Genomic DNA, 24,936 nt, shown 5'->3' with positions numbered 1-24,936 from the left:
CTACTTCCCGTTGCGGCCGTTGCGGCTGTCGTACTGCTCGTACGCGTCGACGATACGGCCGACGAGCTTGTGCCGGACGACATCCTGCGACGTGAGCGTCGAGAAGTGGACGTCGGAGACCCCGTCGAGGATGTCCCGGACCTGCCGCAGACCGCTCTTCGTCCCGTTCGGCAGGTCGACCTGGGTGACGTCACCGGTGATGACGATCTTCGAGTCGAAGCCGAGGCGGGTGAGGAACATCTTCATCTGCTCGGGGTTCGTGTTCTGCGCCTCGTCGAGGATGATGAACGCGTCGTTCAGCGTCCGTCCGCGCATGTACGCCAGCGGCGCGACCTCGATCGTCCCGTTCGCCATCAGCTTGGGGATGGAGTCGGGGTCGAGCATGTCGTGCAGGGCGTCGTAGAGCGGCCGCAGGTACGGGTCGATCTTCTCGTAGAGCGTGCCCGGCAGGAAGCCGAGGCGCTCGCCCGCCTCGACGGCGGGGCGGGTCAGGATGATCCGGGTGACCTGCTTGGACTGCAGGGCCTGGACCGCCTTCGCCATGGCGAGATAGGTCTTGCCGGTGCCGGCGGGGCCGATGCCGAAGACGATCGTGTGCTTGTCGATCGCGTCGACGTACCGCTTCTGGTTGAGCGTCTTGGGACGGATCGTGCGTCCCCGGCTGGAGAGGATGTTCTGCGTGAGCACCTCGGCGGGGGTCTCCTCGCCGCCCTCCGCCGATCCGTTCTCGCTCGCCCTGAGCATGGCGATCGAGCGTTCCACTGCGTCCTCCGTCATCGGCTGACCGGTGCGGAGCACCAGCATCATCTCGTCGAACAGGCGCTGGATCAGGGCGACTTCCGCCGCGTCTCCGACCGCGCTGACCTGGTTGCCCCGCACATGGATGTCGGTCTCCGGGAACGACCGCTCGATCACGCGGAGCAGGGCGTCACCCGAGCCGAGCAGGGTCACCATGGGGTGCTTGGCGGGGACGGTGAAGTGGGCGCGGGCCTGTCCGGGCGCCTCCTCGCGGGGCGCTCCGTCATGGGCTGTGGGTGTGTGAGTCATGGGCCGGCACTGTGGCCTGCACATACCTCCCGTTGCGGGGTCCTCGCCGCTCGACGACCTCTCGGCTACCAAGCCTACGACCAGGCGCCGACAAGCCCGTAGCGGTTTACGGGTGGGCCGCCCGGAACCCGATCGTCGGCACGGCCCTGCGCAGCGGCCAGGAGCGGTCCGGGGCGGGCAGGATCCGCTCCAGGAAGGCGTAGCGGCCGCGCAGCGCCTCGGGGTCCTGGCAGGCGTGGCCCTGGACGTGCTGCCACCAGGCGGCGATCTCGCCCCAGGTCGGGGCGGACAGCGAGCCGCCGAACTCCTGCACCGACAGCGCCGCGGTCAGGCCGGCGAAGGCGAGCCGGTCGGCGAGCGGCCAGTCGGCCAGGGTGCCGGTGACGAAGCCGGCGACGAAGACGTCCCCCGCGCCGGTCGGGTCGAGGGCGGAGACCTGGATGGCGGGGACCTCGGCGGTCTCGCCGGTGGCGCCGTCGACGGCGTAGGCGCCCTCGGCACCGAGGGTGACGACGGCGTAGCGGACCTTGTCGGCGAGGGCGCGGGCGGCGGCCCGGGGGCAGTCGGTGCGGGTGTAGCGCATCGCCTCGGCGGCGTTGGGCAGGAAGGCCTCGCAGTGCTGGAGGTCGGTGAGGCCCGCCAGGTCCCAGCGGCCGGTGTCGTCCCAGCCGACGTCGGCGAAGACCTTGGCGCCGCCGCGGGCGGCCCGGGCGACCCACTCCTCGGAGCGGCCGGGCACGAGGGAGGCGACGGCGGCGCGCGCGTGCGGCGGGTAGGCGGGCAGGGCGCCGTCGAGCGGCGGGGCCTCGTGGCCGTGGGAGACCATCGTGCGCTCGCCCTCGTAGGCCATGGAGACGGTGACGGGCGAGTGCCAGCCGGGCACGGTCCGGGAGAGCGAGAGGTCGATCCCCTCGCCCTGTTCCAGGGCGTCCCAGCAGTACTCGCCGTAGTGGTCGTCGCCGAAGGCGGCGGCGAGCGAGGTCCGGAGCCCGAGCCGGGCGAGGGCGGTGGCCATGTTGGCGACGCCGCCCGGGCTCGACCCCATCCCCCGGGCCCAGGACTCGGTGCCGCGGACGGGCGCGCTGTCCAGTCCGGTGAAGATGATGTCCAGGAAGACGGTGCCGGTCAGGAAGACGTCGCAGGCCGGGTCGGTGGGCTCGCGCAGGCGCACCAACGGGTCGACCCCTGCGTCGTGTTGCGGCTGCTCTCCCCTTGCTGTGGTCACGGCAGACTCCCCGGTCGCGGTGCGGATCAGATCAGTGTGCCTGATGGGGATGGGGTGACGGGCTGGACGCACAGAAATACGCCCTCTTACCCCCGCCCCGACCTGCCAAACCGTTGGTGACCCGGATCACACGCCGAACCGGCGGAAACCACCTTCTCCGGCCGCCCGCCCGCTTGATACACATGGTTCCGCGACCCCGTGCCCCGCGCACGCCCCGGGCGCTCCACCCCTCCCCTTCCGTTCCTGGGAACGCCCATGTCCTCGCGGACCCGCGGCGGGGCGCTCGTCGCCCTCGTCGCCCTCTTCACCGCCGGCTACCTCGCCCCGTACCTGCTGCCGACCGTCGTCGGCCGCCTCTCCGCCGGACTCGGCCTCACGCCCGCGCAGGCGGGCCTGGTCGGCTCCGTCCTCCTCCTCGGCTCCTCGACCGCCGGCTTCACGCTCGCCGCGCGCGGGGAGCGGATCGGGCCGCGCCGCGCCGCCCGCGCCGGCCTGCTCGCGATGGCCGTCGGATACGGCTCCGCCGCCGCGACCGGCCTCGTGCCGCTGGTGGTCGCGGGCGCGGTCCTCGGCGGCCTCGGCTCGGGCACCGCGACGGCGGTGGCCGTGGCGGGGATCGCCGGCCGGCGCGACCCGCACCGCGCCTCGACCCTCGGCCTGCTCTCCGTCTCGGCGACGGCGGGCGCCCTCTACCTGACCCTCCCGCACCTCGGCGGCGGCCACGCCGCCCCGCTCCTCGCGATCGCCTGCGCGGCGGCCCTGGTCGGGCCGGCCACGGGGCTGCTGCCGGACGCCGGACGCGCGGTGCGGGATCGGTCGGCGACGGCCACGGCCTCCGGCAGGGGGTCCTCCGACAGGGGGCCCGGGGCCGCGGCGGCCCCGGGGCCCCTGCCGTACCGGCGGGCCGGTGCCGTGCTCGCCGGAGGCGTCCTGTGCTGGTCCCTCGCGCAGAACGCCCTGTGGGGCGTGAGCGGCCGCATCGGGCTCACCCAGGCGGGCCTCTCCGAGGTCACCGTCGGCGCGGTCTTCGCGGCGGCGCTCGGCGCGGGCCTCGCCGGCGTCACGGCGGCGGGCGCGCTCGGCTCGCGCCTGGGCCGGGCGGTCCCCATCGGCGCGGGCACGGTGGTCATCGCGGGCTGCGTGTGGCTGAGCTCCTCCGCCGAGGACCTCACCGGCTTCGCGACCGGCGAGATCCTCTGGAACACCGTCTACCCGGTCGTCCTGTCCTACCTCCTGGGCCTGGCCGCCTCCCTCGACCCGCGCGGCCGCTGGGCCGTCATGGTCGGCTCGGCCTCCTCCCTCGGCGTGGCCTGCGGCCCGGTGACCGGCTCCCTGCTCTCCGACCGCGCGGGCTACCCGGGCATGGGCCTGGTCCTCTGCGCCCTGCTCCTGCTGGTCGCCGCCCCCATGACGGCGGTCGCCCGCCACGCCTCCGGCCGCCCCCTGGTCCCGGGCTCGATCCGCCGCCGCGGCGGGGCGCCCGCCGCGGTGCTCGCGGGGCGGGGACCGGGGACGACGGCCCTGGTCCCCCAGGTGGGGGCGCCGGAGCAGGAGGTCACGCCGGTCGGGGTCCCGGCGGGGCGCCGCCGCATGGCGAGGTCGGCGTTCCGTCTGGCCCGCCCGTCGGACCGGGGCTGAGGGCTCACTCCCGGGCGAACCGCCAGAAGCGGTCGGCGTACGGGCCGCAGGGGGCCTGGTCGACGGGCGCGGTCTCGTGGGTGGCCGCGCCGGGGACGGCGAGGCAGAGCCCGCTGTTGGCGTTCACGATCCGGTAGAGCGGACGCCCGCCGCCGTCCCGCTTCTGGTACTCGACCCGCCAGAAGTGGTCGGGATAGTCGCCGCAGGGGAACTGGTTGACCCGCACCGCCGCGTCCTTGCTCGCGGCCGGCACGGCCGCGCAGTAGCCGCTGTTGCCGTTCACGATCCGGTAGCGGATCCGGCCCGCGCCGTCCGCGCCCGCGGCCCTCAGACGCCAGAAGTGGTCGGCGTACGGGCCGCAGCCGAACTGGTTCAGGTCGACGACCTCGGTCGACGCGCCGGGCACCGCGAGGCACAGACCGCTGTGGCCGTTCACGATCCGTACGAGCGAGCCCACGGGGGGTGCCACGGCGCTGCCGGTGTCCTGCCGGGCGGGCGGGGCGGGCGGGGCCGGCGCCGTGGACCGCCGGGCGGGCGGGGTCGTCGCCGGCGCCCCGGTGGGAGCCCGGGTCGGCGACGGCGCGGAGACCGGCGGCGAGGGGCTCGGTGGCGCCGGGGCCGAGGACGTCGCGGAGGCCGACGGAACGGCCGGGGCGGCCGGGGCGGCGCTCGTGGTGGACGGGGCGGCGGACGGCGCGCCCTGGACGGGCGGCGCGCCCGCGCTGCCCGCGCGCTGTGTCTGCACCAGGACCGTCGCGAGAATGCCGATCAGCGGCACCACGACCCCGGCCACCCACCAGGCCCACCGGGGCGGCTGGTAGGGGGGCCGGCCGACGGCCGCGCCCGGATCCGTGCTCCTGGGCTCCCCCGTGGGACCGGACGCGTCTGACACCCTGCTGCTCCCCCCGGAGACGACTGCCGGCGCCCAGTATCACCGCGCGGGGGGCCCGTGGGGCCGGTACGGCGGAAAACCGCCGCTACACGGCGAACTCGTACGCCTCCACCTCGGCGAGGTACCGCGCCCGCCGCTCCTCGTCGTCCTCCAGGAACGAGGCCCGGAAGGAGTTCCGCGCCAGCTCGCGGAGCTGTTCCGGCGACAGGCCCAGCGCGTCGCGCACCCCGTCGAAGTTGTCGCCCGCGTATCCCCCGAAGTAGGCGGGGTCGTCGGAGTTGACGGTGACGAGCAGCCCCGCCGACATCATCGCGGGCAGCGGATGGTCGGCGAGGGTGTCGACGACGCGGAGCCGGACGTTCGAGAAGGGGCACACCGTCAGCGGGATCCGCTCGCGGGCCAGCCGGTCGACGAGCTCCGGGTCCTCCATGCAGCGCAGCCCGTGGTCGATCCGCTCCGCGCCGAGCACGTCGAGCGCCTCGCGGACGTAGGCCGCCGGGCCCTCCTCGCCCGCGTGGGCGACGCGGCGCAGGCCGAGCCGGGCGGCCTCCTCGTACACCTCGCGGAACTTGGCCGGCGGGTGGCCGACCTCCGCCGAGTCCAGTCCGACCCCGGTGATCCGGTGCAGGTGCGGCTTCGCGGCGTCCAGGGTCGCGAGCGCCGACTCGGCCGACTGGTCGCGCAGGAAGCAGAGGATGAGCCGGGTGGAGATCCCGTACCGCTCCTCGGCGCGGTCGAGGGAGGCGCCGAGACCCTCGATCACGGTGCCGATCGGGACGCCGCGGGCGGTGTGCGCCTGCGGGTCGAAGAAGATCTCGGCGTGCCGGACGCCCTGGGCCGCGGCCCGCTCCAGGTAGGCGTCGGCGAGCTCGGTGAAGTCCTCGGCGGTGCGCAGGACCGCCATCAGGTTGTAGTAGAGGTCCAGGAAGGACTGGAGGTCGCTGAAGCTGTACGCCTCGCGGAGGGCGTCGGTGTCCGCGTACGGCAGGGTGACGCCGTTGCGGGCGGCGAGCGCGAAGGCGAGCTCGGGTTCGAGGGTGCCCTCGATGTGGAGGTGCAGTTCGGCCTTGGGTACAGGCATGTTCACGTTCGTTTCGGTACGGGGACCCTCATGAGGTCCTGGGCAATGCTCAGCTCGCCGTCGAACCCGGCCGCCCGCGCCTGCCGTTCGAAGGCGGCGGGGTCGGAGTAGCGCTGCGAGAAGTGGGTCAGGACGAGGTGCCGGACGCCCGCGTCCCGTGCGACGGCGGCGGCCTGTCCGGCCGTCAGGTGACCGTGGTCGGTGGCGAGCCGGACGTCCTCGTCGAGGAAGGTCGACTCGATGACGAGCATGTCGGCGCCCTCGGCGAGGGCGTGCACCCCGTCGCAGAGCCGGGTGTCCATGACGAAGGCGAAGCGCTGCCCGCGCCGGACCTCGCTGACCTCGTCGAGGGAGACGCCGTTCAGGCTGCCGTCGCGCTGGATCCGGCCGACGTCGGGGCCCTTGATGCCGTGCGCGGCGAGCTTCTCGGGCAGGAGGCGGCGCCCATCGGGCTCGATGATCCGGTAGCCGTAGGACTCGACGGGGTGGGAGAGCCGGCGGGCGTCCAGGGTGAAGGACCCGGTGACGGCGAGCGGCCCGTCGGCGGCCACCGGGACCTCGGTCAGCCGCACGGTCTCGCGGTAGGCCGTGGCGTACCGCAGGCGCTCGAAGAAGTGCTGCCCGCTCGCCGGGTAGTGGGCGGTGACCGGGTGGGGGACCTGGTCGAGGTTGATCCGCTGGATCACCCCGGCCAGGCCGAGCGAGTGGTCGCCGTGGAAGTGCGTGACGCAGATCCGGTCGAGGTCGTGCGCGGCGACCCCGGCCCGCAGCATCTGGCGCTGCGTGCCCTCGCCGGGGTCGAAGAGGATGCCCCTGCCGTCCCAGCGCAGCACGTAGCCGTTGTGGTTGCGGTGCCGGGTCGGGACCTGGCTCGCGGTCCCGAGGACGACCAGTTCGCGTACGGACACGGGTTACCCGGGGGGCCAGTTGAGGCCGCGGCCGCCGAGGACGTGCGCGTGGGCGTGGAAGACGGTCTGGCCGGCGCCGGCGCCGGTGTTGAAGACGATCCGGAAGCCGCTGCCGTCGATCTTCTCCTGCTCGGCGACCTCGCCCGCCTCCCGCAGTATGTCGGCGGCGACGGTCGGCGCGGCGGCGGCCAGCGACGCGGCGTCGGGGTAGTGCAGGCGCGGGATCACGAGGACGTGCGTGGGCGCCTGCGGGTTGATGTCGCGGAACGCGACGGTGGTCTCCGTCTCGCGCACGATCGTCGCCGGCACCTCCCCTTCCACGATCTTGCAGAACAGGCAGTCGCTCTGCGGCTCTCCGGCCATGTCCCGGGCCTCCTCGGTCTGATGGCGATCACTGACGACGCACTGACGATCAACTACCCGGTCATGCTATCCGCCGCCTCCGACAGCCGACGGAGAACCTCACGGCCGGGAAGAGGGCCTACTCCTTGGGTGTGCGGCGGTTGAGCGCCGAGCGGCTCACCCAGTACGTGATGATCACGCCCCAGAACAGGGGCGTGCCGAATCCGCTCACCACGCCCGGGTCGAAGGACCCCAGGGCGAGCGAGACGAGCGAGTAGAGGCCGAGGAGCCCGACGGCCCCCGCCATGAACAGCACGGGCCGGCAGTTGCGGGCCACGAGGAGCAGGGGCCGGCGCAGCCGGGGCGGCACCCGGCGGGCCATCCACACCCCCCACCCGGTCCAGGCGCCGAGGATCACGGCCCCGCCGACCAGGAGCGGCACGGCCGCGTCCGCCCCGGTCGCGCCGTCCGGGACCGCGGCGAGGGCGACGGCGGAGGCCAGGAAGCCGACGAGGGCGACCCAGCGGGCCCCGGCGGCGGTGTTCCAGGCCATGGCCTCCAGGTTGTAGCGGGCCTTGCGGTCGTGGAGGTCGAGCGCGGCGGAGGCGACGAAGCCCTCGGCGGCCTGCGTCCAGGCCCCGCGCCGGAACCAGCGGCGGCGCAGCCGCAGCAGCGAGAGGTTGTTGTGGGCCTCGCTGCTCTGCGGGTTGAGCCGCAGGGTCGTCTCGTACGCCCGCTGCGCGGTGGCGTGGTCGCCGCGCCGCTGGGCCGTGAGGCCGACGAGGAAGTGGGCCGCGTCCTCCTCGGGGGCGAGGCTCACGGCGACCCGCGCCGCCTCGTACGCCTCGACGGCACGCGCGGGCGTGCGCGCGTGCTCGGCGTGCTCGGCGAGGGCGGTGCCGAGCGCGTAGTGGCTGCCCCAGTGCTGCGGGGCGAGTTCCACGGCGTGCCGGGCGGTGGCCTCGGCCTCCTGGAACCGCCGGGCGGCGAGCAGGATGTGGACCCGCATCAGCCAGCCCCCGAGCAGCTCGGGCTCGCCCCTCAGCGCCTGGTCGACGGCGGTGAGCGCGGCGGCCCCGTCGCCGGCCCGGTGGTGGCAGCGGGCGAGCAGGAGGAGCGCCTGGGAGTCCTCCGGCTCGGTCGCCAGGTGCCGGGCGACGAGCTCGCCGGCCTGCGCGTACCGCCCGGTCTCGTAGAGCGCCTCGGCGCGGGCGAGCGCGGTGGAGGAGGCGGTCACAGCTTGCGCTTCCGCTTGAGGTGGGCGAGGAGGTCGTCGTACAGGCCGCCCTCGTTGGCGAACATGGCGACGTTGCGGGCCGCGGCGAACCACGGCTCCGTGGACGGCTTGATCTGCCGGGCCGCGCCGAGCAGGTCCTTGGTGGTGATCAGGCGGACGGAGCCGGTGCGGGCGGAGTCGAGGAGCGCGGCCTCGGCGGCCGTCTCGCAGACGTGCGCGAGGTCCGCGCCGGAGAAGTCCTCGGTGGCCTTGACGAGTCTGCCGAGGTCGACGGCCTCGATGGGGCGCTCCCGCAGGTGGTAGCGGAGGATCGCCTCCCGGGCGGCGGCGTCCGGCGGCAGCACGAGCAGCGTGCGGTCGAGGCGGCCCGGGCGGCGCAGCGCGATGTCCACGTCCCAGGGCACGTTGGTGGCGGCGAGGACGAAGACGCCCTCGTTGCCGGCGCCGCTCGCGATGCCGTCGAGCTCGGTGAGGAGCTGGTTGACGACGTTGCGCAGGCCGCTGTGGTGGGTGCGCGAGCGCTTGGCGCCGAGGGCGTCCAGCTCGTCGAGGAAGACGACGCAGGGCGCCTGGCGGCGGGCGGTCTCGAAGATGTCGTGGATGTTCTTCTCGGAGGCCCCGATCCACATGTCGAGGACGTCGGAGAGCGAGACGGTGAGGAAGTTCGCGCCGAGCTCGCCCGCGACGGCCCGCGCGACGAAGGTCTTGCCGCAGCCGGGCGGGCCGTAGAGGAGGAGGCCGCCGCGGAGCGACTTGCCGTACAGCCTGCGCAGTTCGGGGTTGCGCAGGGGCGCGAGGAAGGCGGCCTCCAGTCGCTCCTTGACCTCGTCCATGCCGCCGACGTCGGCGAGGCGCACGGCGCCGGGGGCGTCGACGTCCCATGCGGCGGCGTCCCCGGCGGTCCCGCCGGCGCCGTCTGCCTGCGGGTCGTCCAGGAACCGGGGACCGACGAGGTCCTGGACCTGCTGCTCGGCGGCGTCCCAGTCGAAGGAGGGGACGGCCGGGGGCTGCGCGGGCTCTTCGCGTACGGGCGCGACCGACACCTCGGGCGCGGGCGCGACCGGCACCTCGGGTGCGGGCGCCGTCGGCATCCCCATCGCCCGGACCATCAGCGCGCGGGCGTCCGCGTCGCCGGGCGCGTGCTGGAGCGCGACGGCCGCCTCCGCGACGGCCTCGTCGTTGCGGCCCTCCGCGAGGAGGAGCTCGGCGAAGTGGAGGCGCAGGGGAACGTCACCGGGGGCGGCGGCCACGGCGGCGCGCAGACTGCGGATGAGGGGGGACTCGTCGGCCATGGGGCCAGCCTAGAAAAGTCACCCCGTCCCCCGTCCAGCGGGTGGCCCGCCCTCGTAGGCTGCGGTCCATGAGACGTGCCCGCGCACCGCGCCGGCTGACGGTGGACGGCCGGGTCTGGCTGTGGAACGTCGGCCACACCCATCCCGGTTGCCGCACCTATGTCACGCTGCGCCGGGCCGAATCCCGCAACGCCCTGCTCAGGCTGGTGTTCGAGAGCGGTCCGGGCCGCGTCACGGCGGGTTTCCCGTACGGCGCGGGCGAGGTGGCCGCCGCCGGCGGGCACCTCAACCTGAACGAGCCGGGCGTGGTCCGCCGGCTCCTCGACCTGGCGGCGGCCCGCGGCCTCCTCCCGTACGAGAACGGCGTACGGGAAGTGGACGCCTGGCCGCTCTTCGACGCCTTGACGGGTTCGGACTAGCTCCAGCGGCCCGTGCGCCCCAGGACCAGGGCCGTCGCCGCCGTGCCGGCCGTGGAGGTGCGCAGGACGCTGCGGCCGAGGCGGTAGGGCTTCGCCCCGGCGGCCTCGAAGGCGGCGAGCTCGTCCGGGGAGACCCCGCCCTCGGGGCCGACGACGAGCACGATCGAGCCCTTGGCCGGGAGTTCGGCGGTGGCGAGCGTCCCGCTGGGGTGGTCGCGGTCCTCGTGCAGGACGGCCGCGAAGTCGGCGTCCGCGAGGAGGGCGGCGACCTGCTTGGTCGTCATGAGGTCGGCGACCTCGGGGAAGCGGGTCCGGCGCGACTGCTTGCCGGCCTCGCGCGCGGTGGACCGCCACTTGCCGAGCGCCTTGAGGCCCCGGTCCCCCTTCCACTGCGTGATGCAGCGGGAGGCGGCCCAGGGCACGATCCCGTCCACGCCGGTCTCCGTCATGGTCTCGACGGCGAGTTCGCCCCGGTCCCCCTTGGGAAGGGCCTGGACGACGGTGACGCGCGGCTCCTCCTCGGGGTCCTCGTGGACCTCGTCGACCCGCACGGTGAGCTCGTCCCTGCCCTCGGCGGAGACCACCACGCACTCGGCCCAGCGGCCCCGCCCGTCGGCGAGGACCAGCTCCTCCCCGGCGCGCAGCCGCTTCACGGAGACGGCGTGCCGCCCCTCGGGCCCGTCCAGGAGGAAACTCCCGGCACCGGGGACGGTGTCGACGACGAAGACGGGTGCGGTCATGAGGCGCTCCTGGGGGCGAGCCCGGAAAGGTCGGAGAGGGCGGTGTCGAGTTCGGCGGCCAGCACCTCGACCAGCTGCCCGGCGGGGAGCTCCCGGGCGAGGCGGTGGCCCTGGCCGGCCCACAGGGCCATGCCCTGGGCGTCGCCGGCGGCAGCGGCGGCCTTGCGGAGCGGGGCGGTGAGGTGGTGGATCTCGGGGTAGGCGGCGGGGGCGTACGGCCCGTGCTCGCGCATGAAGCGGTTGACGAGGCCGCGTGCCGGGCGCCCCGAGAAGGCCCGGGTGAGGGCGGTCCGGGTGAAGAGCGGGTCCGTCAGGGCCTGCTTGTGCAGCGGGTGGGCGCCCGACTCGGGGCAGGGGAGGAAGGCGGTGCCGAGCTGGGCGGCGTCGGCCCCGGCGGCGAGGACGGCCGCGATCTGCGCACCGCGCATGATGCCGCCGGCGGCGACGATCGGCAGCGCGACGGCCTCCCGGACCTGGGTGACGAGGGTGAGGAGCCCGGTCCCGGGAGCGCCCTCGTCGGACGGGTCGTCGCGGTACGTGCCCTGGTGTCCGCCGGCCTCGACGCCCTGGACGCAGACGGCGTCGGCGCCGGCCCGCTGCGCGGCGAGGGCCTCGTCGGCGGAGGTGACGGTGACGATCGTGTACGTGCCGACGCGGTCGAAGGCGTGGAAGGTCTCCTTCGCCGGACAGCCGAAGGTGAAGGAGACGACGGGGACCGGGTCCTCCAGGAGGATGGCCAGCTTGGCGTCGTAGGCGTCGTCGCGGGAGTCGTCGGTCTCGCCGAGGGGGGTGTCGTACCAGGTGGCCTCGCCCGCGAGCTGGTGGCGGTAGACCTCGACGGCGGCGGGGTCGGCGGGCCGCCCGTCCTGCGGCATGAAGAGGTTGACCCCGAAGGGGCGCGCGGTGAGCCCGCGCACCCGCTTGATCTCCTGGTACAGGCCTCCGGCCGTCTTGTACCCGGCGGCGAGGAAGCCGAGCGCCCCGGCCTCGCAGACGGCTCCGACGAGCTCGGGACAGGAGGCGCCACCCGCCATGGGGGCCTGCACGATCGGGAACCGAGAGAGATCGTTCAGTGCGGTGGTGGACATACGGGCATCGTGTCATGCCCGTACGGAGCGGTAGGAAAAGGGGCGGCACCGGAGTGCCGCCCCTTCCTCAGGCCTACCGCCCGTCGAACGCGTCCTTGAGCCGCGAGAACAACCCCTGCTGCCCCGGCTGACCGTGCCGACCCGGGGGACGACCCCCGGAACCCCCGGCCGAGCGCCTACCGCCCGTTGAACGCGTCCTTGAGCCGCGAGAACAACCCCTGCTGCCCCGGCTGACCGTGCCGACCCGGGGGACGACCCCCGGAACCCCCGGCCGAGCGCCTACCGCCCGTTGAACGCGTCCTTGAGCCGCGAGAACAACCCCTGCTGCCCCGGCTGGAACTGCCCCGTGGGCCGCTCCTCGCCGCGCAGCTTGGCCAGTTCGCGCAGGAGGCGCTCCTGCTCCGCGTCGAGCTTGCTCGGGGTCGTCACCTCGACGTGCACGATCAGGTCGCCGCGGCCGTTGCCCCGCAGGTGCGTGACGCCGCGCCCGTGCAGCGGGATCGACTGGCCGGACTGCGTGCCCGGCCGGATGTCGATCTCCTCGACGCCGTCGAGGGTCTGCAGCGGCACCTTGGTGCCGAGCGCGCCCGCCGTCATCGGGATGGTGACCGTGCAGTGCAGGTCGTCGCCGCGCCGCTGGAAGACCTCGTGCGGGGTCTCGTGGATCTCGACGTACAGGTCGCCGGCGGGACCGCCGCCGGGGCCGACCTCGCCCTCGCCCGCGAGCTGGATGCGGGTGCCGTTGTCGACACCGGCCGGGATCTTGACCGTGAGCGTGCGGCGGGACCGCACCCGCCCGTCGCCGGCGCACTCGGGGCACGGGGTGGGCACGACCGTGCCGAAGCCCTGGCACTGCGGGCAGGGGCGGGAGGTCATGACCTGGCCGAGGAAGGACCGCGTGACCTGGGAGACCTCGCCGCGGCCGCGGCACATGTCACAGGTCTGCGCGGAGGTGCCGGGCGCGGCGCCCTCACCCGAACAGGTGGTGCAGACGACGGCCGTGTCGACCTGGATGTCCTTGGTGGTGCCGAAGGCCGCCTCGTTGAGGTCGATCTCCAGGCGGATCATGGCGTCCTGGCCGCGGCGGGTGCGCGAGCGCGGGCCGCGCTGCGAGGCCGTGCCGAAGAAGGCGTCCATGATGTCGGAGAAGTTGCCGAAGCCACCCGCTCCGAAGCCGCCGCCCGCACCGGCGCCGCCGGAGGCCGAGAGCGGGTCGCCGCCGAGGTCGTAGACCTGCTTCTTCTGCGGGTCCGAGAGGACCTCGTAGGCGGCGTTGATCTCCTTGAAGCGCTCTTGCGTCTTCGGATCGGGATTGACGTCCGGGTGCAGCTCGCGCGCGAGCCTCCGGAAGGCCTTCTTGATCTCGTCCTGGGACGCGTCGCGGCGCACGCCGAGTACGGCGTAGTAGTCCGTGGCCACTTACGACTCCGCCAGGATCTGTCCGACGTAACGTGCCACTGCGCGTACCGCTCCCATCGTTCCGGGGTAGTCCATGCGGGTCGGTCCGACCACGCCGAGTTTGGCGACTGCCTCGCCGCCCGAACCGTAGCCGACCGAGACGACGGACGTGGAGCTCAGCCCCTCGTGGGCGTTCTCGTGCCCGATGCGTACGGTCATGCCCGATTCCTTGGCCTCGCCGAGCAGCTTGAGGAGCACGACCTGCTCCTCCAGGGCTTCCAGGACGGGCCTGATCATCAGGGGGAAGTCGTGTCCGAAGCGGGCGAGATTGGCGGTGCCGCCGATCATCAGCCGCTCCTCGTGCTCCTCGACGAGGGTTTCGAGGAGGGTCGCGAGCACGGTGGAGACCGTGGCGCGGTCCTCGGCCTCCTCGAAGGACTCGGGGAGGTCCTGCACCAGCTGCGGCACGTCGGCGAACCGGCGGCCGACGACCCGGCTGTTGAGCCGGGCCCGCAGGTCGGCGAGCGAGGTCTCGCCGAAGGGCGCGGGGCAGTCGACGACGCGCTGCTCGACCCGGCCGGTGTCCGTGATGAGGACGAGCATCAGGCGGGCGGGGGCCAGCGAGAGCAGCTCCACGTGCCGGACGGTCGAGCGGGTCAGCGAGGGGTACTGGACGACGGCGACCTGGCGGGTCAGCTGGGCGAGCAGTCGTACCGTACGCCCGACGACGTCGTCGAGGTCGACGGCTCCGTCGAGGAAGTTGTGGATGGCCCGCCGCTCGGGCGTCGACAGCGGCTTGACGCCGGCGAGCCGGTCGACGAAGAGCCGGTAGCCCTTGTCGGTGGGGATGCGCCCGGCGCTCGTGTGGGGCTGGGCGATGTACCCCTCGTCCTCCAGGACGGCCATGTCGTTGCGCACGGTGGCGGGCGACACGCCGAGCTTGTGGCGCTCGGTGAGCGCCTTGGAGCCGACCGGCTCCTCCGTCCCGACGTAGTCCTGGACGATGGCACGCAGGACCTCGAGCCTGCGTTCGCTGAGCATCGTGGCGCACCTCCAGCTGTCGACGTCGTTCCGGTTGCTCCGCTTTTGGCACTCGCCCTGTCCGAGTGCCAGCGATCCCCCGGTCAGTGTACGGCGGCGGGCATCGCTCCTGGCAAGGAGGCGGCGCCCGCACCGGTTAGCGTCGCCTCATGGAGACGGATTGGGAAGCGTACGGATGGGAGCGTCTCGAGGACGGGGTGGGCCGGCGACGGCTGCCCGGCTGGGACGCCACGGTGGGGCTGGTCCTGGGCACACGGGCGGTCCTGCTGTACGACACGGGGTCCACGCTCGCGGAGGGCGCCGAGCTGCGCGCACAGGTGGCGGCGCTCACGGGCGGCCGAAAGGTGACGCACATCGCACTCAGCCACCCCCACTTCGACCACGTCCTCGGCACGGCGGCCTTCGCCGGGGCGGAGGTCTTCGGCGCGGTGGGCTCGGACGACCTCATGAACGGCGCCAGGGCCCGGGAGGAGCTGTACGGGGACGCGGTACGGCAGGGGGTCGATCCGCGGGCGGCGAGGGAGGCGGCGGACGTCCTGGTGGCCCCCCGGCACCTGGTCACGGGCGAGTGGACGCTCGACCTGGGCGGCCGCCAGGTCCTCCTGGCGAACGTGGGCCCCGGCCACACGGGCCACGACCTGGCGCTCTGCGTCCCGGGCCCGCGCGAGATCGTCTTCTGCGGCGACCTGGTGGAGGAGTCGGGCGAGCCGCAGGCCGGCCCGGACGCGATCCCGTCCCGCTGGCCCGACGCCCTGGACCGGCTGCTCGCCCTGGGCGGCGAGGAGGCGGCGTACGTGCCGGGGCACGGGGCGGTGGTGGACGCCGCGTTCGTCCGGGCGCAGCGCGATGAACTGGCACGCCGCTTCGGCGTGGCATAACGTCGCCCGAATGCGTGGCCGCGTCCAGGATCTGACGCCGCCTCGGCCGCGCGTCCACGGAGGAGACGGAACTGAGCCCATGCGTAGCTACAACCCGGACCTGACGCCGCCCTGGAAGAAGTCGGCGCCCGTCCCGGAGATCCCGGCGGAGCGCGACCTGGTCGTCGAGGAGGTCGCCACGGGCTTCTGCGGGGCGGTGATCCGCTGCGAGGCGGGCACCGTGACCCTGGAGGACCGCTTCGGCAAGCACCGGGTCTTCCCGCTGGAACCGCGCGGCTTCCTCCTGGAGGGCAAGGTCGTGACCCTGGTCCGCCCGGCGTCGGGCGGACCGGTGCGCCCCACCCGCACGGCCTCCGGCTCGATCGCGGTCCCGGGCGCACGCGCGCGCGTGGCACGTGCGGGCCGGATCTACGTCGAAGGCCGCCACGACGCGGAGCTCGTGGAGCGGGTCTGGGGCGACGACCTGCGGATCGAGGGCGTGGTCGTGGAGTACCTGGAGGGCGTCGACGACCTGCCGGCGATCGTCGCGGAGTTCGCCCCGGGGCCGGACGCCCGGCTCGGCGTCCTGGTGGACCACCTGGTCCCGGGCTCGAAGGAGTCGAGGATCGCCGCGCAGGTGACCTCACCGGACGTCCTGGTCGTCGGCCACCCGTACATCGACGTCTGGGAGGCGGTGAAACCGTCCTCCCTGGGCATCCCGGCCTGGCCGGCGGTCCCCCGCGGCCAGGACTGGAAGACGGGCGTCTGCCGCGCCCTCGGCTGGCCCTCGGACAACACGGGCGCGGTCTGGCAGGCGATCCTCAAGCGCGTCCACTCCTACAAGGACCTGGAGCCGGAGCTGCTGGGCCGGGTGGAGGAACTGATCGACTTCGTGACGGCACCGTAGCGCGGGCGGCGGTGCGCGGCCCCGGGGAGCAGCCTCCCCGGGCCCCGGGCCCTCGACCCGCACGCGGACCGACGTCCCGGGACAGGGGTGTCCCGGCGTCTCGGGACTACGGATCCGCGCCACGCCGGACGGGGCCGTGCGAGCGTGGCGGAGTCCTCACCGGCGCCGCCCTTCCGCCGCGCCGCCACCGTCACGTCATCCGGAGGAATCCGTGTTCTCCCACCCCGCATTCACGAGGGCCGCACTGCTCGTGTCCGCCACCGCTGTCGCCGTGACGGGCCTGGCGGGCACCGCCAGTGCCCGCCCGGGCGCCCCCTACCTCTCGTACGGCAGCCAGGGCGAGGGCGTGAAGTGCGTCCAGATCGCGGTGAACTGGGCCAACGCCTACCCCGTCACCCTGGCCGAGGACGGCATCTGGGGCGAGCGGACGCAGTGGGGCGTGGTCGCCTTCCAGCGCTGGAAGCTGGGTGACTCCCAGGCGGACGGCATCGTCGGGCCCAACACCGGCGACAAGATGCTGGAGACCCTGCGGGCGTACAACCCGGAGACGGCGAACTACTGCTACCGCTACCTGCCGAGCCACTGACACCCCCGGGCGTGCCCACCGCCCCGGGGGCACGCCGGGCGGGGGCACGCCCGGCGCCCGGGGCACGCCGGGCAGGGGCCCCGGGGCACGCCGGGCCCACCTCCGCGAGGCTCTCTTCGCCCCCTGGGCCCTGTCCGGGCCCTGATCCGCCGGACAGGCCGTGGCCCTGGCCCTGGTCCTGGTCCTGGTCCTGGCGTCCTAATCCACCAGGTCCCGCACCACCGCGTCCGCCAGCAGCCGTCCCCGCAGCGTCAGGACCGCCCGCCCCGCCTCGTACGACGCGGGGTCGAGCAGCTCCTCCCCCAGCGCCTTCCGCGACGCCGCGAGTCCCGCCGGCTTGAGGATCGACAGCTCGACGCCCTCCCGCAGCCGCAGCTCCAGGAGGATCCGCTCCACCCGCCGGTCCTCCTCCGCGAGGATCTCCCGGCCGGCGCCGGGCGACCGGCCCTCCGCCAGCGCCGCCGCGTACGCGCCGGGGTGCTTCACGTTCCACCAGCGGACGCCGCCCACGTGCGAGTGCGCCCCCGGGCCGGCCCCCCACCAGTCGGCGCCGCGCCAGTACAGCTCGTTGTGGAGGCAGCGTCCGGCCTCGGAGGTGGCCCAGTTGGACACCTCGTACCAGGAGAAGCCCGCCTCCTCGAAGGCCGCGTCCGCGATCAGGTAGCGGTCGGCGTGGACGTCGTCGTCGGTCATGGGCACCTCGCCGCGCCGGATGCGCCGGGCGAGCTGCGTGCCCTCCTCGACGATCAGGGCGTAGGCGCTCACGTGGTCGGGGCCGGCGCCGATCGCCGCTTCCAGCGAGGCCCGCCAGTCGTCGTCGGACTCGCCGGGCGTGCCGTAGATGAGGTCGAGGTTGACGTGCTCGAACCCGGCGGCCCGCGCCTCGCCGACGCACGCCTCGGGCCGCCCCGGGGTGTGCGTGCGGTCGAGGATCTTCAGGACGTGCTGCCGGGCGCTCTGCATGCCGAAGGAGATCCGGTTGAAACCCCCCTCCCGCAGCTCGGCGAGATAGGCGGGGTCCACGGACTCCGGATTCGCCTCCGTCGTCACCTCGGCGTCGTCCGCGAGCCCGAACTCGTCCCGGACGGCGCCGAGCATCCGCACGAGGTCCCCGGCGGCGAGGAGCGTCGGGGTGCCGCCGCCGACGAAGACGGTCCGCACGGGCCGGGGGTCGTCGCCGAGGACCTTCCGGGCGAGGCGGATCTCCTCGACGACCTGGTCGGCGTAGTTGTCGCGGGAGGCGAGCACCCCGCCCGTACCGCGCAGCTCGCTCGCCGTGTACGTGTTGAAGTCGCAGTAGCCGCAGCGGGTCGCGCAGTACGGCACGTGCAGGTAGAACCCGAGCGGCCGCTCCCCGGCCCCTTCGAGGGCGTGCGGGGGCAGCGCCCCGTCGTCGGGAACGGACTCACCATCGGGCAGTACGGAAGGCATGAGCCCCATTGTCCCGTACTGCCCGGGTGAAGGTCCCGCGTCGTCGCTCAGGCCTCCCGCGACCCCGCGTACATCTCCTCGATGAGGTCCTTGTACTCCCGCTCGACGACCGGCCGCTTCAGCTTCAGGGACGGGGTGAGCTCGCCGTGCTCGATGTCGAGGTCGCGCGGCAGCAGACGGAACTTCTTGATCGTCTGCCAGCGCTGGAGGCCCTCGTTGAGCCGGTCGACGTAGCCCTGGATCAGCTTCTCGGTCCGCGGGTCGGCGACGACCTCCGCGTACGACTTGCCACCGAGGTCGTGCTCGGCGGCCCAGCCGAGGAGGGAGGGCTCGTCGAGGGCGATGAGGGCGGTGCAGAAGTTCCGGTCGGCGCCGTGGACGAGGATGTTCGAGACGAACGGGCAGACGGCCTTGAACTGGCCCTCGACCTCGGCCGGCGCGATGTACTTGCCGCCGGACGTCTTGATCAGGTCCTTCTTCCGGTCGGTGATCCGGAGGTAGCCGTCGGCGGACAGCTCGCCGATGTCGCCGGTGTGGAACCAGCCGTCGGACTCCAGGACCTCGGAGGTCTTCTCCGGCAGGCCGTGGTAGCCCTCCATGATGCCGGGGCCGCGCAGCAGGATCTCGCCGTCGTCGGCGATCCGGACCTCGGTGCCGGGGAGCGGCTTGCCGACGGTGCCGGTGCGGTAGGCCTCGCCCGGGTTGACGAAGGAGGCGGCGGAGGACTCGGTGAGGCCGTAGCCCTCCAGGATGTGGATGCCGGCGCCGGCGAAGAAGTAGCCGATCTCGGGGGCGAGGGCGGCCGAGCCGGAGACGCAGGCGCGCAGGTTGCCGCCGAAGGCCTCGCGGATCTTGGCGTAGACGAGCGCGTCGGCGACCTTGTGCTTCGCGGAGAGGCCGAAGGGCGCGGAGGCGGTGCCGGTGCGGCGGAAGTTGTCCTGGGTGGCCTTGGCGTACTCGCGGGCGACGTCGGCCGCCCACTGGAAGATCTTGTACTTGGCGCCGCCGCCCGCGCGGGCCTTGGCCGCGACCCCGTTGTAGACCTTCTCGAAGATGCGGGGCACGGCCGCCATGTAGGTCGGCTGGACGACCGGCAGGTTCTCGATGATCTTGTCGACGCGGCCGTCGACGGCGGTGACGTGACCGACCTCGATCTGGCCCGAGGTGAGGACCTTGCCGAAGACGTGGGCGAGCGGCAGCCACAGGTACTGGACGTCGTCCTGGGTGACGAGGCCGGTGGCGGCGATGGCCTTGGCCATGTACGACCAGTTGTCGTGCGGGAGGCGGACGCCCTTGGGGCGGCCGGTGGTGCCGGAGGTGTAGATGAGGGTGGCGAGCTGCGTGGAGGTGATCGCCGCGACCCGCTCCTTGACCGCCTCGGGGTGCTCCACCAGATGGGCCTTGCCCCGCGCCTCGAGCTCGGCGAGCGTGAGGACGAACTCGCCGTCGCTCTCCACGCCGGTGGCGTCGATGACGACCACGTGGTGGAGGTTCGGCAGCTCGGCGCGGCGCTCGACGGCCTTGGCCAGCTGGGCCGCGTCCTCGGCGATGAGGACCCTCGACTCGGAGTCGGAGAGGATGAACGCCGACTCCTCGGCGTTGGTCTGCGGGTAGACCGTGGTGGTCGCGGCGCCCGCGCACATCACGCCGAGGTCGGAGAGGATCCACTCCACCCGGGTGGAGGAGGCGAGGGCGACGCGCTCCTCGGCCTGGACGCCGAGGTCGACGAGGCCGGCGGCGATCGCGTAGACCCGCTCGGCGGCCTGCCCCCAGCTGAGCGACTTCCAGTCGTCCGGGCCGGCGCCGGAGGCGGCGGGGACCGGGTAGCGGTAGGCCTCCGCGTCCGGGGTCCGCTCGACGCGCTCAAGGAAGAGGGTCGCCACGGAGGGCGGCCGGTTCTCGATCTGGGTCTGTGTGTCGCTCACGACGTCCTCCGGGCGGCGGCGGTGCCTGCTGGTGGTTCGTAACTAACTGGCGAGTAACCTTCGAGCCGGGATCAGAGTAAAGGCCCGAGGACCGGCGCGTAAGGCCCTGCAGGGCGTCGCTTCATAACGAACGGGCCCACCCGGGCTACGGCGAACGGGCCCACGCGCACCTGGCGCGTGGGCCCGTTCGTTGCACGGGGCAGCTACTGCGGACGCCCCGACTACTTCTTCTTGCCGGAGGACTCGTCGCTCGACAGGACGGCGATGAAGGCCTCCTGCGGCACCTCCACCGAGCCGACCATCTTCATGCGCTTCTTGCCTTCCTTCTGCTTCTCCAGCAGCTTCCGCTTACGGGAGATGTCACCGCCGTAGCACTTGGCGAGGACGTCCTTCCGGATGGCGCGGATGGTCTCGCGGGCGATGACCCGGGAGCCGATGGCGGCCTGGATCGGCACCTCGAAGGCCTGCCGGGGGATGAGCTCGCGCAGCTTCGCGACGAGCCGGACACCGTAGGCGTACGCGGCGTCCTTGTGGGTGACGGCCGAGAAGGCGTCCACCTTGTCGCCGTGCAGCAGGATGTCGACCTTGACCAGGCTGGAGGCCTGCTCGCCGGTGGGCTCGTAGTCGAGGGAGGCGTAACCGCGCGTCTTGGACTTCAGCTGGTCGAAGAAGTCGAAGACGATCTCGGCGAGGGGCAGGGTGTAGCGGATCTCGACCCGGTCCTCGGAGAGGTAGTCCATGCCGATCAGGGTGCCGCGACGGGTCTGGCAGAGCTCCATGATCGCGCCGATGAACTCGCTCGGGGCGAGGATCGTGGCGCGCACGACGGGCTCGAACACGTCGCTGATCTTGCCCTCGGGGAACTCGCTCGGGTTCGTGACCGTGTGCTCGCTGCCGTCCTCCATGACCACGCGGTAGACCACGTTGGGGGCGGTGGCGATCAGGTCGAGCCCGAACTCGCGCTCCAGCCGCTCACGGATCACGTCGAGGTGGAGGAGGCCGAGGAAGCCGACGCGGAAGCCGAAGCCGAGGGCGGCGGAGGTCTCCGGCTCGTAGACCAGCGCGGCGTCGTTGAGCTGGAGCTTGTCGAGGGCCTCGCGGAGGTCCGGGTACTCCGAGCCGTCCAGCGGGTAGAGGCCCGAGAAGACCATCGGCTTCGGGTCCTTGTAACCGCCGAGGGGTTCGGTGGCACCCTGGTTCAGGGAGGTGATCGTGTCACCGACCTTGGACTGGCGGACGTCCTTCACACCGGTGATGAGGTAGCCCACCTCGCCGACGCCGAGACCGTCGGACGAGGTCATCTCGGGCGAGGAGACGCCGATCTCCAGGAGCTCGTGGGTGGCGCCGGTCGACATCATCCGGATGCGCTCGCGCTTGTTGAGCTGTCCGTCGACGACACGCACATAGGTCACGACGCCCCGGTACGAGTCGTACACGGAGTCGAAGATCATCGCGCGGGCGGGCGCGTCGGCGACGCCGACCGGGGCCGGGATGTCCTGCACGACGCGGTCGAGCAGCGCCTCGACGCCCATGCCCGTCTTCGCGGAGACCTTGAGGACGTCCTCCGGCTGGCAGCCGATGAGGTTGGCCAGCTCGTCGGCGAACTTCTCGGGCTGGGCGGCCGGCAGGTCGATCTTGTTGAGGACCGGGACGATCGTGAGGTCGTTCTCCATCGCGAGGTACAGGTTCGCGAGGGTCTGCGCCTCGATGCCCTGTGCCGCGTCCACGAGCAGGATCGTGCCCTCGCAGGCGGCCAGCGAGCGCGAGACCTCATAGGTGAAGTCGACGTGCCCGGGGGTGTCGATCATGTTCAGGATGTGCGTGTTGCCCTGGGCCGGCCCCTCGGTCGGCGCCCACGGCAGCCGGACCGCCTGGGACTTGATCGTGATGCCCCGCTCCCGCTCGATGTCCATGCGGTCGAGATACTGGGCACGCATCTGCCGCTGGTCGACCACACCGGTCAGCTGGAGCATCCGGTCGGCAAGCGTGGACTTGCCGTGGTCGATGTGCGCGATGATGCAGAAGTTGCGGATCAGAGCCGGGTCGGTACGGCTCGGCTCGGGCACGTTGGTAGGAGTCGCGGGCACGCAGGGATCTCGTCTCGGGCGATGTTCAGAACGGATACGTAGAGACCATGGTCCCATGCCCGGCGCCCGGCGCCCGGTTTGGGCGGCCCCGAGGGTGGCTGATAGTGTGGACAGCCGTGTCTCGCATGCCCTCTCAGCTGCGGGGCGCGTCCAGAAGGAACATCGAACCTGTAAAGGCTCTTTTCGTGGCGAACATCAAGTCCCAGATCAAGCGGAACAAGACGAACGAGAAGGCGCGCCTGCGCAACAAGGCCGTCAAGTCCTCGCTCAAGACCGCGATCCGCAAGGCCCGTGAGGCTGTCGCCGCCGGCGACCTCGAGAAGGCCACCGTTGCCACTCGCGCCGCCTCGCGTCAGCTCGACAAGGCTGTCTCGAAGGGTGTCATCCACAAGAACGCCGCCGCCAACAAGAAGTCGGCTCTGGCGCTCAAGGTTGCCTCCCTCCAGGGCTGAGCTCTGATGTGATCGGCCGTACGGGAACCAGCGGGCCCTCTACCCCGCTCCCGCCCGGCCACCCAGGACTCGCACGCGGACGCGTTCGCCACGCGTGTGCGAGCCCACCCGCACCAACGCCGAAGGCCCCGCCGCCTCCTTCCCCAGGAGCGCCGGGGCCTTCGCCGTACCCGGCCGACCCCGAACGAGCCACCACGAAGACCCCACGAGCCCGAAGCCACCACAGGACCGCCAGGCACCGCGCGCCCGGCGGAACCCACGACCGGTGGCGCGAAGCCACCGCAGGAGCGCCAGGCACCGCGCGCCCGGCGACACCCGGGACCGGTGGCACGAAGCCACCGCAGGGCTACCGGGTACCGCGTGCCCGGCAGGGTCGGAACCGGCACCGCGAAGCCACCGCGGGACTACCGGGTACCGCGCGCCCGGCGGGAGCCGGAACCGGTGGCGCGAAGCCACTACAGGGCTGCCCGCCCCTGTGTACTCGGCGGGCCCCGAGGGCAGCGCCACGAAACCAGCCGCAGCGCCCCCGGCAGCACGAGGTCTGCGGCGCAGAGCCACCACCCGGCTGCCAGGCCCCGCCTACCCCACGGGCCCCGGAGCCCACGGCGCGAAGCCGACGCAGGGCTACCAGCCCCTGTGCATCCGGCGGGACCCGGAACCGGTGGCGCCAAGCCACCGCGGGACTACCGGACGCCGCGCGCCCGGCGGGAGCCGGAACCGGTGGCGCGAAGCGCGGCCGCCACCGTCAGGCCCTGAGTCGGCGGCGCGGAACGGCCGTGGCGCCGAGCGGTACGAGCCGGCGGGGTCCGGAGCCGGCGGTGCCAAGCTGCCGCGGCGCGGCCGTCAAGGGCCGGGGGCGGCGGCGCGAAGCTGCCGTCCGGCCGTGGGGTCCGGCGGGGTCGGGGGCGGAGCCCCCGGAAGACAGGACCTCACGCCCCACCGGCCCCCGGCAGGGTTTCGGGAAGGGGCGGGGTGGGGGAACCGCTCGCGCACCCGCCACGAACCGCCCCGCACCACTCACCCCGGGCCCCACGGACCCGCCCCGCCTCAGCCCCGCCGCATCCTCGCCGCCCGCGCCACCGCGACCACCGCCTTCTCCAGGGCGTACTCCGGGTCGTCGCCCCCGCCCTTCACCCCCGCGTCCGCCTCGGCGATCGCCCGCAGGGCCAGCGACACCCCGTCCGGGGTCCAGCCGCGCATCTGCTGCCGCACGCGGTCGATCTTCCAGGGCGGCATGCCCAGCTCCCGCGCCAGGTCGGCCGGCCGCCCGCCCCGCGCCGAGGAGAGCTTGCCGATCGCCCGTACGCCCTGCGCCAGCGCGCTGGTGATGAGCACGGGCGCGACCCCGGTCGAGAGCGACCAGCGCAGGGCCTCCAGGGCCTCGGCCGCCCGCCCCTCGACGGCACGGTCCGCGACGTTGAAGGAGGAGGCCTCGGCGCGGCCCGTGTAGTAGCGCCCGACGACGGCCTCGTCGATCGTCCCGTCCACGTCGGACGTGAGCTGCGAGACGGCGGACGCGAGCTCCCGCAGATCGCTGCCGATCGAGTCCACGAGCGCCTGGCAGGCCTCGGGCGTGGCGGAACGGCCCAGCGCCCGGAACTCCTGCCGTACGAAGGTCAGCCGCTCCGCCGGCTTCGTCGTCTTCGGGCAGGCGACCTCCCGGGCCCCCGCCTTGCGCGCCGCGTCGAGCAGTCCCTTGCCCTTGGCGCCGCCGGCGTGGAGCAGGACGAGCGAGATGTCCTCGACGGGGTCGTCCAGGTACGCCTTGACGTCCTTGATCGTGTCGGCGGAGAGGTCCTGCGCGTTCCGCACGATCAGCACCTTGCGCTCGGCGAAGAGCGAGGGGCTGGTGAGCTCGGCCAGCGCCCCGGGCTGGAGCTGGTCGGGGGCGAGGTCGCGCACGTCCGTGTCGGCGTCGGCGGTCCGCGCGGCCGCCACCACCTCCTGGACGGCGCGGTCGAGGAGCAGGTCCTCCTGTCCCACGGCGAGCGTCACGGGGCCGAGGAGGTCGTCGGGGGAAGTCTTTCTGGTGGCCATCGCGATCCAGCATCCCACGGGCCGCTGACACCGGTGCCCGGGAAGGGGACGAGAATGACGGGGTGAGTGAACGACACGTACTGGTACTGCCCGACCGCGACGCCGCCGAGGAGGTCGCCGGGGAACTCCCCGACCGTTTCGGCGTGGCCGAGGAACCGCAGCTCGTACGGGACGCCCTGGCCGGGGAGGACGACGCCGAGGACGCGCAGTGGCTGGTGGTCGTCGAGGACCCGGACGCCCGCCTCGACCCGGCGGCGCTGGACGCGCTGGCCGCCGAGTACGAGGGCTGGCTGGAGGCCCCGTAGG

General features: G+C 73.4%; 24 protein-coding genes. 8 read left to right on the top strand and 16 right to left on the bottom strand.

The features are described 5' to 3' along the window. Together ACFYUZ_RS01005 and ACFYUZ_RS01000 are read right to left on the bottom strand one after the other, a co-directional pair. A complete protein-coding gene (locus ACFYUZ_RS01005; RefSeq protein WP_389305126.1) occupies positions 1-1,047 on the bottom strand; it encodes a PhoH family protein in 1,047 nt (348 codons plus the stop codon). A 106-nt stretch (positions 1,048-1,153) separates the two neighbouring features. Continuing rightward, positions 1,154-2,272 carry a carbohydrate kinase family protein gene (locus tag ACFYUZ_RS01000; RefSeq protein WP_389305125.1) on the bottom strand — a complete coding sequence of 373 codons (1,119 nt, stop codon included), beginning with the start codon at positions 2,270-2,272 and terminating at the stop codon, positions 1,154-1,156. Between the two features lie 255 nt (positions 2,273-2,527). Here ACFYUZ_RS01000 and ACFYUZ_RS00995 point away from each other — a divergent pair, with 255 nt between their 5' ends. Next, positions 2,528-3,910 carry an MFS transporter gene (locus ACFYUZ_RS00995; RefSeq protein WP_389305124.1) on the top strand — a complete coding sequence of 461 codons (1,383 nt, stop codon included), beginning with the start codon at positions 2,528-2,530 and terminating at the stop codon, positions 3,908-3,910. A 4-nt stretch (positions 3,911-3,914) separates the two neighbouring features. Here the strand turns inward: ACFYUZ_RS00995 and ACFYUZ_RS00990 are convergent, their stop codons facing one another. Next, positions 3,915-4,379 (bottom strand): RICIN domain-containing protein, encoded by a 465-nt coding sequence (locus ACFYUZ_RS00990; protein WP_389305122.1) that lies wholly within the window; start codon positions 4,377-4,379, stop codon positions 3,915-3,917. Positions 4,380-4,389: 10 nt separating this feature from the next. Here ACFYUZ_RS00990 and ACFYUZ_RS00985 point away from each other — a divergent pair, with 10 nt between their 5' ends. Then, a complete protein-coding gene (locus ACFYUZ_RS00985) occupies positions 4,390-4,731 on the top strand; it encodes a hypothetical protein (protein ID WP_389305120.1) in 342 nt (113 codons plus the stop codon). 156 nt (positions 4,732-4,887) lie between these two features. On the opposite strand, the gene ACFYUZ_RS00980 is transcribed toward ACFYUZ_RS00985, so the two are convergent. The 5 genes from ACFYUZ_RS00980 to ACFYUZ_RS00960 all read right to left on the bottom strand — a co-directional run bounded on the left by ACFYUZ_RS00980 (position 4,888) and on the right by ACFYUZ_RS00960 (position 9,662). Beyond that, the gene (locus tag ACFYUZ_RS00980) at positions 4,888-5,883 is read right to left on the bottom strand and encodes an adenosine deaminase (RefSeq protein ID WP_389305119.1); all 996 of its coding nucleotides are present in this window, start codon (positions 5,881-5,883) and stop codon (positions 4,888-4,890) included. A 2-nt stretch (positions 5,884-5,885) separates the two neighbouring features. Then, positions 5,886-6,791 carry a ribonuclease Z gene (locus ACFYUZ_RS00975; protein WP_389305118.1) on the bottom strand — a complete coding sequence of 302 codons (906 nt, stop codon included), beginning with the start codon at positions 6,789-6,791 and terminating at the stop codon, positions 5,886-5,888. 3 nt (positions 6,792-6,794) lie between these two features. Continuing rightward, complete coding sequence (locus ACFYUZ_RS00970) at positions 6,795-7,154, bottom strand: histidine triad nucleotide-binding protein (protein ID WP_093876164.1); 360 nt, start codon at positions 7,152-7,154, stop codon at positions 6,795-6,797. Between the two features lie 118 nt (positions 7,155-7,272). Continuing rightward, a complete protein-coding gene (locus tag ACFYUZ_RS00965) occupies positions 7,273-8,370 on the bottom strand; it encodes a tetratricopeptide repeat protein (RefSeq protein ID WP_389305116.1) in 1,098 nt (365 codons plus the stop codon). Next, positions 8,367-9,662, bottom strand: coding sequence for an ATP-binding protein (locus tag ACFYUZ_RS00960; protein WP_389305115.1), 1,296 nt, complete (start codon positions 9,660-9,662; stop codon positions 8,367-8,369). The genes ACFYUZ_RS00965 and ACFYUZ_RS00960 overlap by 4 nt, the downstream gene beginning before the upstream one ends. Before the next feature lie 68 nt (positions 9,663-9,730). On the opposite strand from ACFYUZ_RS00960, the gene ACFYUZ_RS00955 reads away from it, so the two are divergent. Continuing rightward, positions 9,731-10,081, top strand: coding sequence for a hypothetical protein (locus tag ACFYUZ_RS00955; protein WP_389305113.1), 351 nt, complete (start codon positions 9,731-9,733; stop codon positions 10,079-10,081). On the opposite strand, the gene ACFYUZ_RS00950 is transcribed toward ACFYUZ_RS00955, so the two are convergent. From ACFYUZ_RS00950 to hrcA, 4 genes are all read right to left on the bottom strand, one after another. Beyond that, positions 10,078-10,821: a 16S rRNA (uracil(1498)-N(3))-methyltransferase gene (locus ACFYUZ_RS00950; protein WP_389305111.1), complete on the bottom strand. Its 744-nt coding sequence runs from the start codon at positions 10,819-10,821 to the stop codon at positions 10,078-10,080. The genes ACFYUZ_RS00955 and ACFYUZ_RS00950 overlap by 4 nt on opposite strands. Further along, entirely contained in the window at positions 10,818-11,909 is a 1,092-nt protein-coding gene (locus ACFYUZ_RS00945) for a nitronate monooxygenase (protein WP_389305109.1), read from the bottom strand. The genes ACFYUZ_RS00950 and ACFYUZ_RS00945 overlap by 4 nt, the downstream gene beginning before the upstream one ends. Positions 11,910-12,188: 279 nt before the next feature. After that, positions 12,189-13,328, bottom strand: a complete 1,140-nt coding sequence (gene dnaJ, locus ACFYUZ_RS00940) for a molecular chaperone DnaJ (protein ID WP_189801871.1) — start codon at positions 13,326-13,328, stop codon at positions 12,189-12,191. Beyond that, positions 13,329-14,348 (bottom strand): heat-inducible transcriptional repressor HrcA, encoded by a 1,020-nt coding sequence (gene hrcA, locus ACFYUZ_RS00935; RefSeq protein ID WP_389305107.1) that lies wholly within the window; start codon positions 14,346-14,348, stop codon positions 13,329-13,331. It lies immediately after the preceding gene. Positions 14,349-14,497: 149 nt separating this feature from the next. Between hrcA and ACFYUZ_RS00930 the strand changes: the two genes are divergently transcribed. The 3 genes from ACFYUZ_RS00930 to ACFYUZ_RS00920 all read left to right on the top strand — a co-directional run bounded on the left by ACFYUZ_RS00930 (position 14,498) and on the right by ACFYUZ_RS00920 (position 16,698). Continuing rightward, positions 14,498-15,226 carry an MBL fold metallo-hydrolase gene (locus ACFYUZ_RS00930; RefSeq protein ID WP_389305105.1) on the top strand — a complete coding sequence of 243 codons (729 nt, stop codon included), beginning with the start codon at positions 14,498-14,500 and terminating at the stop codon, positions 15,224-15,226. A gap of 79 nt (positions 15,227-15,305) precedes the next feature. Further along, a complete protein-coding gene (locus tag ACFYUZ_RS00925; protein WP_389305103.1) occupies positions 15,306-16,112 on the top strand; it encodes a DUF3097 domain-containing protein in 807 nt (268 codons plus the stop codon). 250 nt (positions 16,113-16,362) lie between these two features. Next, the gene (locus ACFYUZ_RS00920; RefSeq protein WP_389305102.1) at positions 16,363-16,698 is read left to right on the top strand and encodes a peptidoglycan-binding protein; all 336 of its coding nucleotides are present in this window, start codon (positions 16,363-16,365) and stop codon (positions 16,696-16,698) included. 198 nt (positions 16,699-16,896) lie between these two features. Here ACFYUZ_RS00920 and hemW read toward each other — a convergent pair whose 3' ends face one another. The 3 genes from hemW to lepA all read right to left on the bottom strand — a co-directional run bounded on the left by hemW (position 16,897) and on the right by lepA (position 22,141). After that, positions 16,897-18,129, bottom strand: coding sequence for a radical SAM family heme chaperone HemW (gene hemW, locus ACFYUZ_RS00915; RefSeq protein ID WP_389305100.1), 1,233 nt, complete (start codon positions 18,127-18,129; stop codon positions 16,897-16,899). A gap of 47 nt (positions 18,130-18,176) precedes the next feature. Continuing rightward, positions 18,177-20,054 carry an AMP-dependent synthetase/ligase gene (locus ACFYUZ_RS00910; RefSeq protein WP_389305098.1) on the bottom strand — a complete coding sequence of 626 codons (1,878 nt, stop codon included), beginning with the start codon at positions 20,052-20,054 and terminating at the stop codon, positions 18,177-18,179. A 221-nt stretch (positions 20,055-20,275) separates the two neighbouring features. Continuing rightward, complete coding sequence (gene lepA / locus ACFYUZ_RS00905; RefSeq protein WP_389305097.1) at positions 20,276-22,141, bottom strand: translation elongation factor 4; 1,866 nt, start codon at positions 22,139-22,141, stop codon at positions 20,276-20,278. A gap of 185 nt (positions 22,142-22,326) precedes the next feature. Between lepA and rpsT the strand changes: the two genes are divergently transcribed. Further along, positions 22,327-22,593, top strand: coding sequence for a 30S ribosomal protein S20 (rpsT, locus tag ACFYUZ_RS00900; protein ID WP_225799819.1), 267 nt, complete (start codon positions 22,327-22,329; stop codon positions 22,591-22,593). Between the two features lie 1,047 nt (positions 22,594-23,640). On the opposite strand, the gene holA is transcribed toward rpsT, so the two are convergent. Then, entirely contained in the window at positions 23,641-24,630 is a 990-nt protein-coding gene (holA, locus tag ACFYUZ_RS00895; RefSeq protein ID WP_389305095.1) for a DNA polymerase III subunit delta, read from the bottom strand. Between the two features lie 62 nt (positions 24,631-24,692). Here holA and ACFYUZ_RS00890 point away from each other — a divergent pair, with 62 nt between their 5' ends. Continuing rightward, positions 24,693-24,935 (top strand): hypothetical protein, encoded by a 243-nt coding sequence (locus tag ACFYUZ_RS00890; RefSeq protein ID WP_030684879.1) that lies wholly within the window; start codon positions 24,693-24,695, stop codon positions 24,933-24,935. Position 24,936 lies beyond the last annotated feature (1 nt).

Source organism: Streptomyces sp. NPDC004266 (assembly GCF_042874095.1).
Lineage (GTDB): Bacteria > Actinomycetota > Actinomycetes > Streptomycetales > Streptomycetaceae > Streptomyces.
Note: the sequence above shows the minus strand (reverse complement) of the source record. Positions and strands in the feature narration are given on the sequence as shown.

Excerpts from the sequence above, each read along its gene's own strand:
- ACFYUZ_RS01005 (WP_389305126.1), bottom strand. The coding sequence starts at position 1,047 with ATGACTCACACACCCACAGCCCATGACGGAGCGCCCCGCGAGGAGGCG.
- ACFYUZ_RS00995 (WP_389305124.1), top strand. The coding sequence starts at position 2,528 with ATGTCCTCGCGGACCCGCGGCGGGGCGCTCGTCGCCCTCGTCGCCCTC.
- ACFYUZ_RS00980 (WP_389305119.1), bottom strand. The coding sequence starts at position 5,883 with ATGCCTGTACCCAAGGCCGAACTGCACCTCCACATCGAGGGCACCCTC.
- ACFYUZ_RS00970 (WP_093876164.1), bottom strand. The coding sequence starts at position 7,154 with ATGGCCGGAGAGCCGCAGAGCGACTGCCTGTTCTGCAAGATCGTGGAA.
- ACFYUZ_RS00960 (WP_389305115.1), bottom strand. The coding sequence starts at position 9,662 with ATGGCCGACGAGTCCCCCCTCATCCGCAGTCTGCGCGCCGCCGTGGCC.
- ACFYUZ_RS00955 (WP_389305113.1), top strand. The coding sequence starts at position 9,731 with ATGAGACGTGCCCGCGCACCGCGCCGGCTGACGGTGGACGGCCGGGTC.
- ACFYUZ_RS00950 (WP_389305111.1), bottom strand. The coding sequence starts at position 10,821 with ATGACCGCACCCGTCTTCGTCGTCGACACCGTCCCCGGTGCCGGGAGT.
- ACFYUZ_RS00945 (WP_389305109.1), bottom strand. The coding sequence starts at position 11,909 with ATGTCCACCACCGCACTGAACGATCTCTCTCGGTTCCCGATCGTGCAG.
- hrcA (WP_389305107.1), bottom strand. The coding sequence starts at position 14,348 with ATGCTCAGCGAACGCAGGCTCGAGGTCCTGCGTGCCATCGTCCAGGAC.
- ACFYUZ_RS00930 (WP_389305105.1), top strand. The coding sequence starts at position 14,498 with ATGGAGACGGATTGGGAAGCGTACGGATGGGAGCGTCTCGAGGACGGG.
- ACFYUZ_RS00925 (WP_389305103.1), top strand. The coding sequence starts at position 15,306 with ATGCGTAGCTACAACCCGGACCTGACGCCGCCCTGGAAGAAGTCGGCG.
- hemW (WP_389305100.1), bottom strand. The coding sequence starts at position 18,129 with ATGCCTTCCGTACTGCCCGATGGTGAGTCCGTTCCCGACGACGGGGCG.
- holA (WP_389305095.1), bottom strand. The coding sequence starts at position 24,630 with ATGGCCACCAGAAAGACTTCCCCCGACGACCTCCTCGGCCCCGTGACG.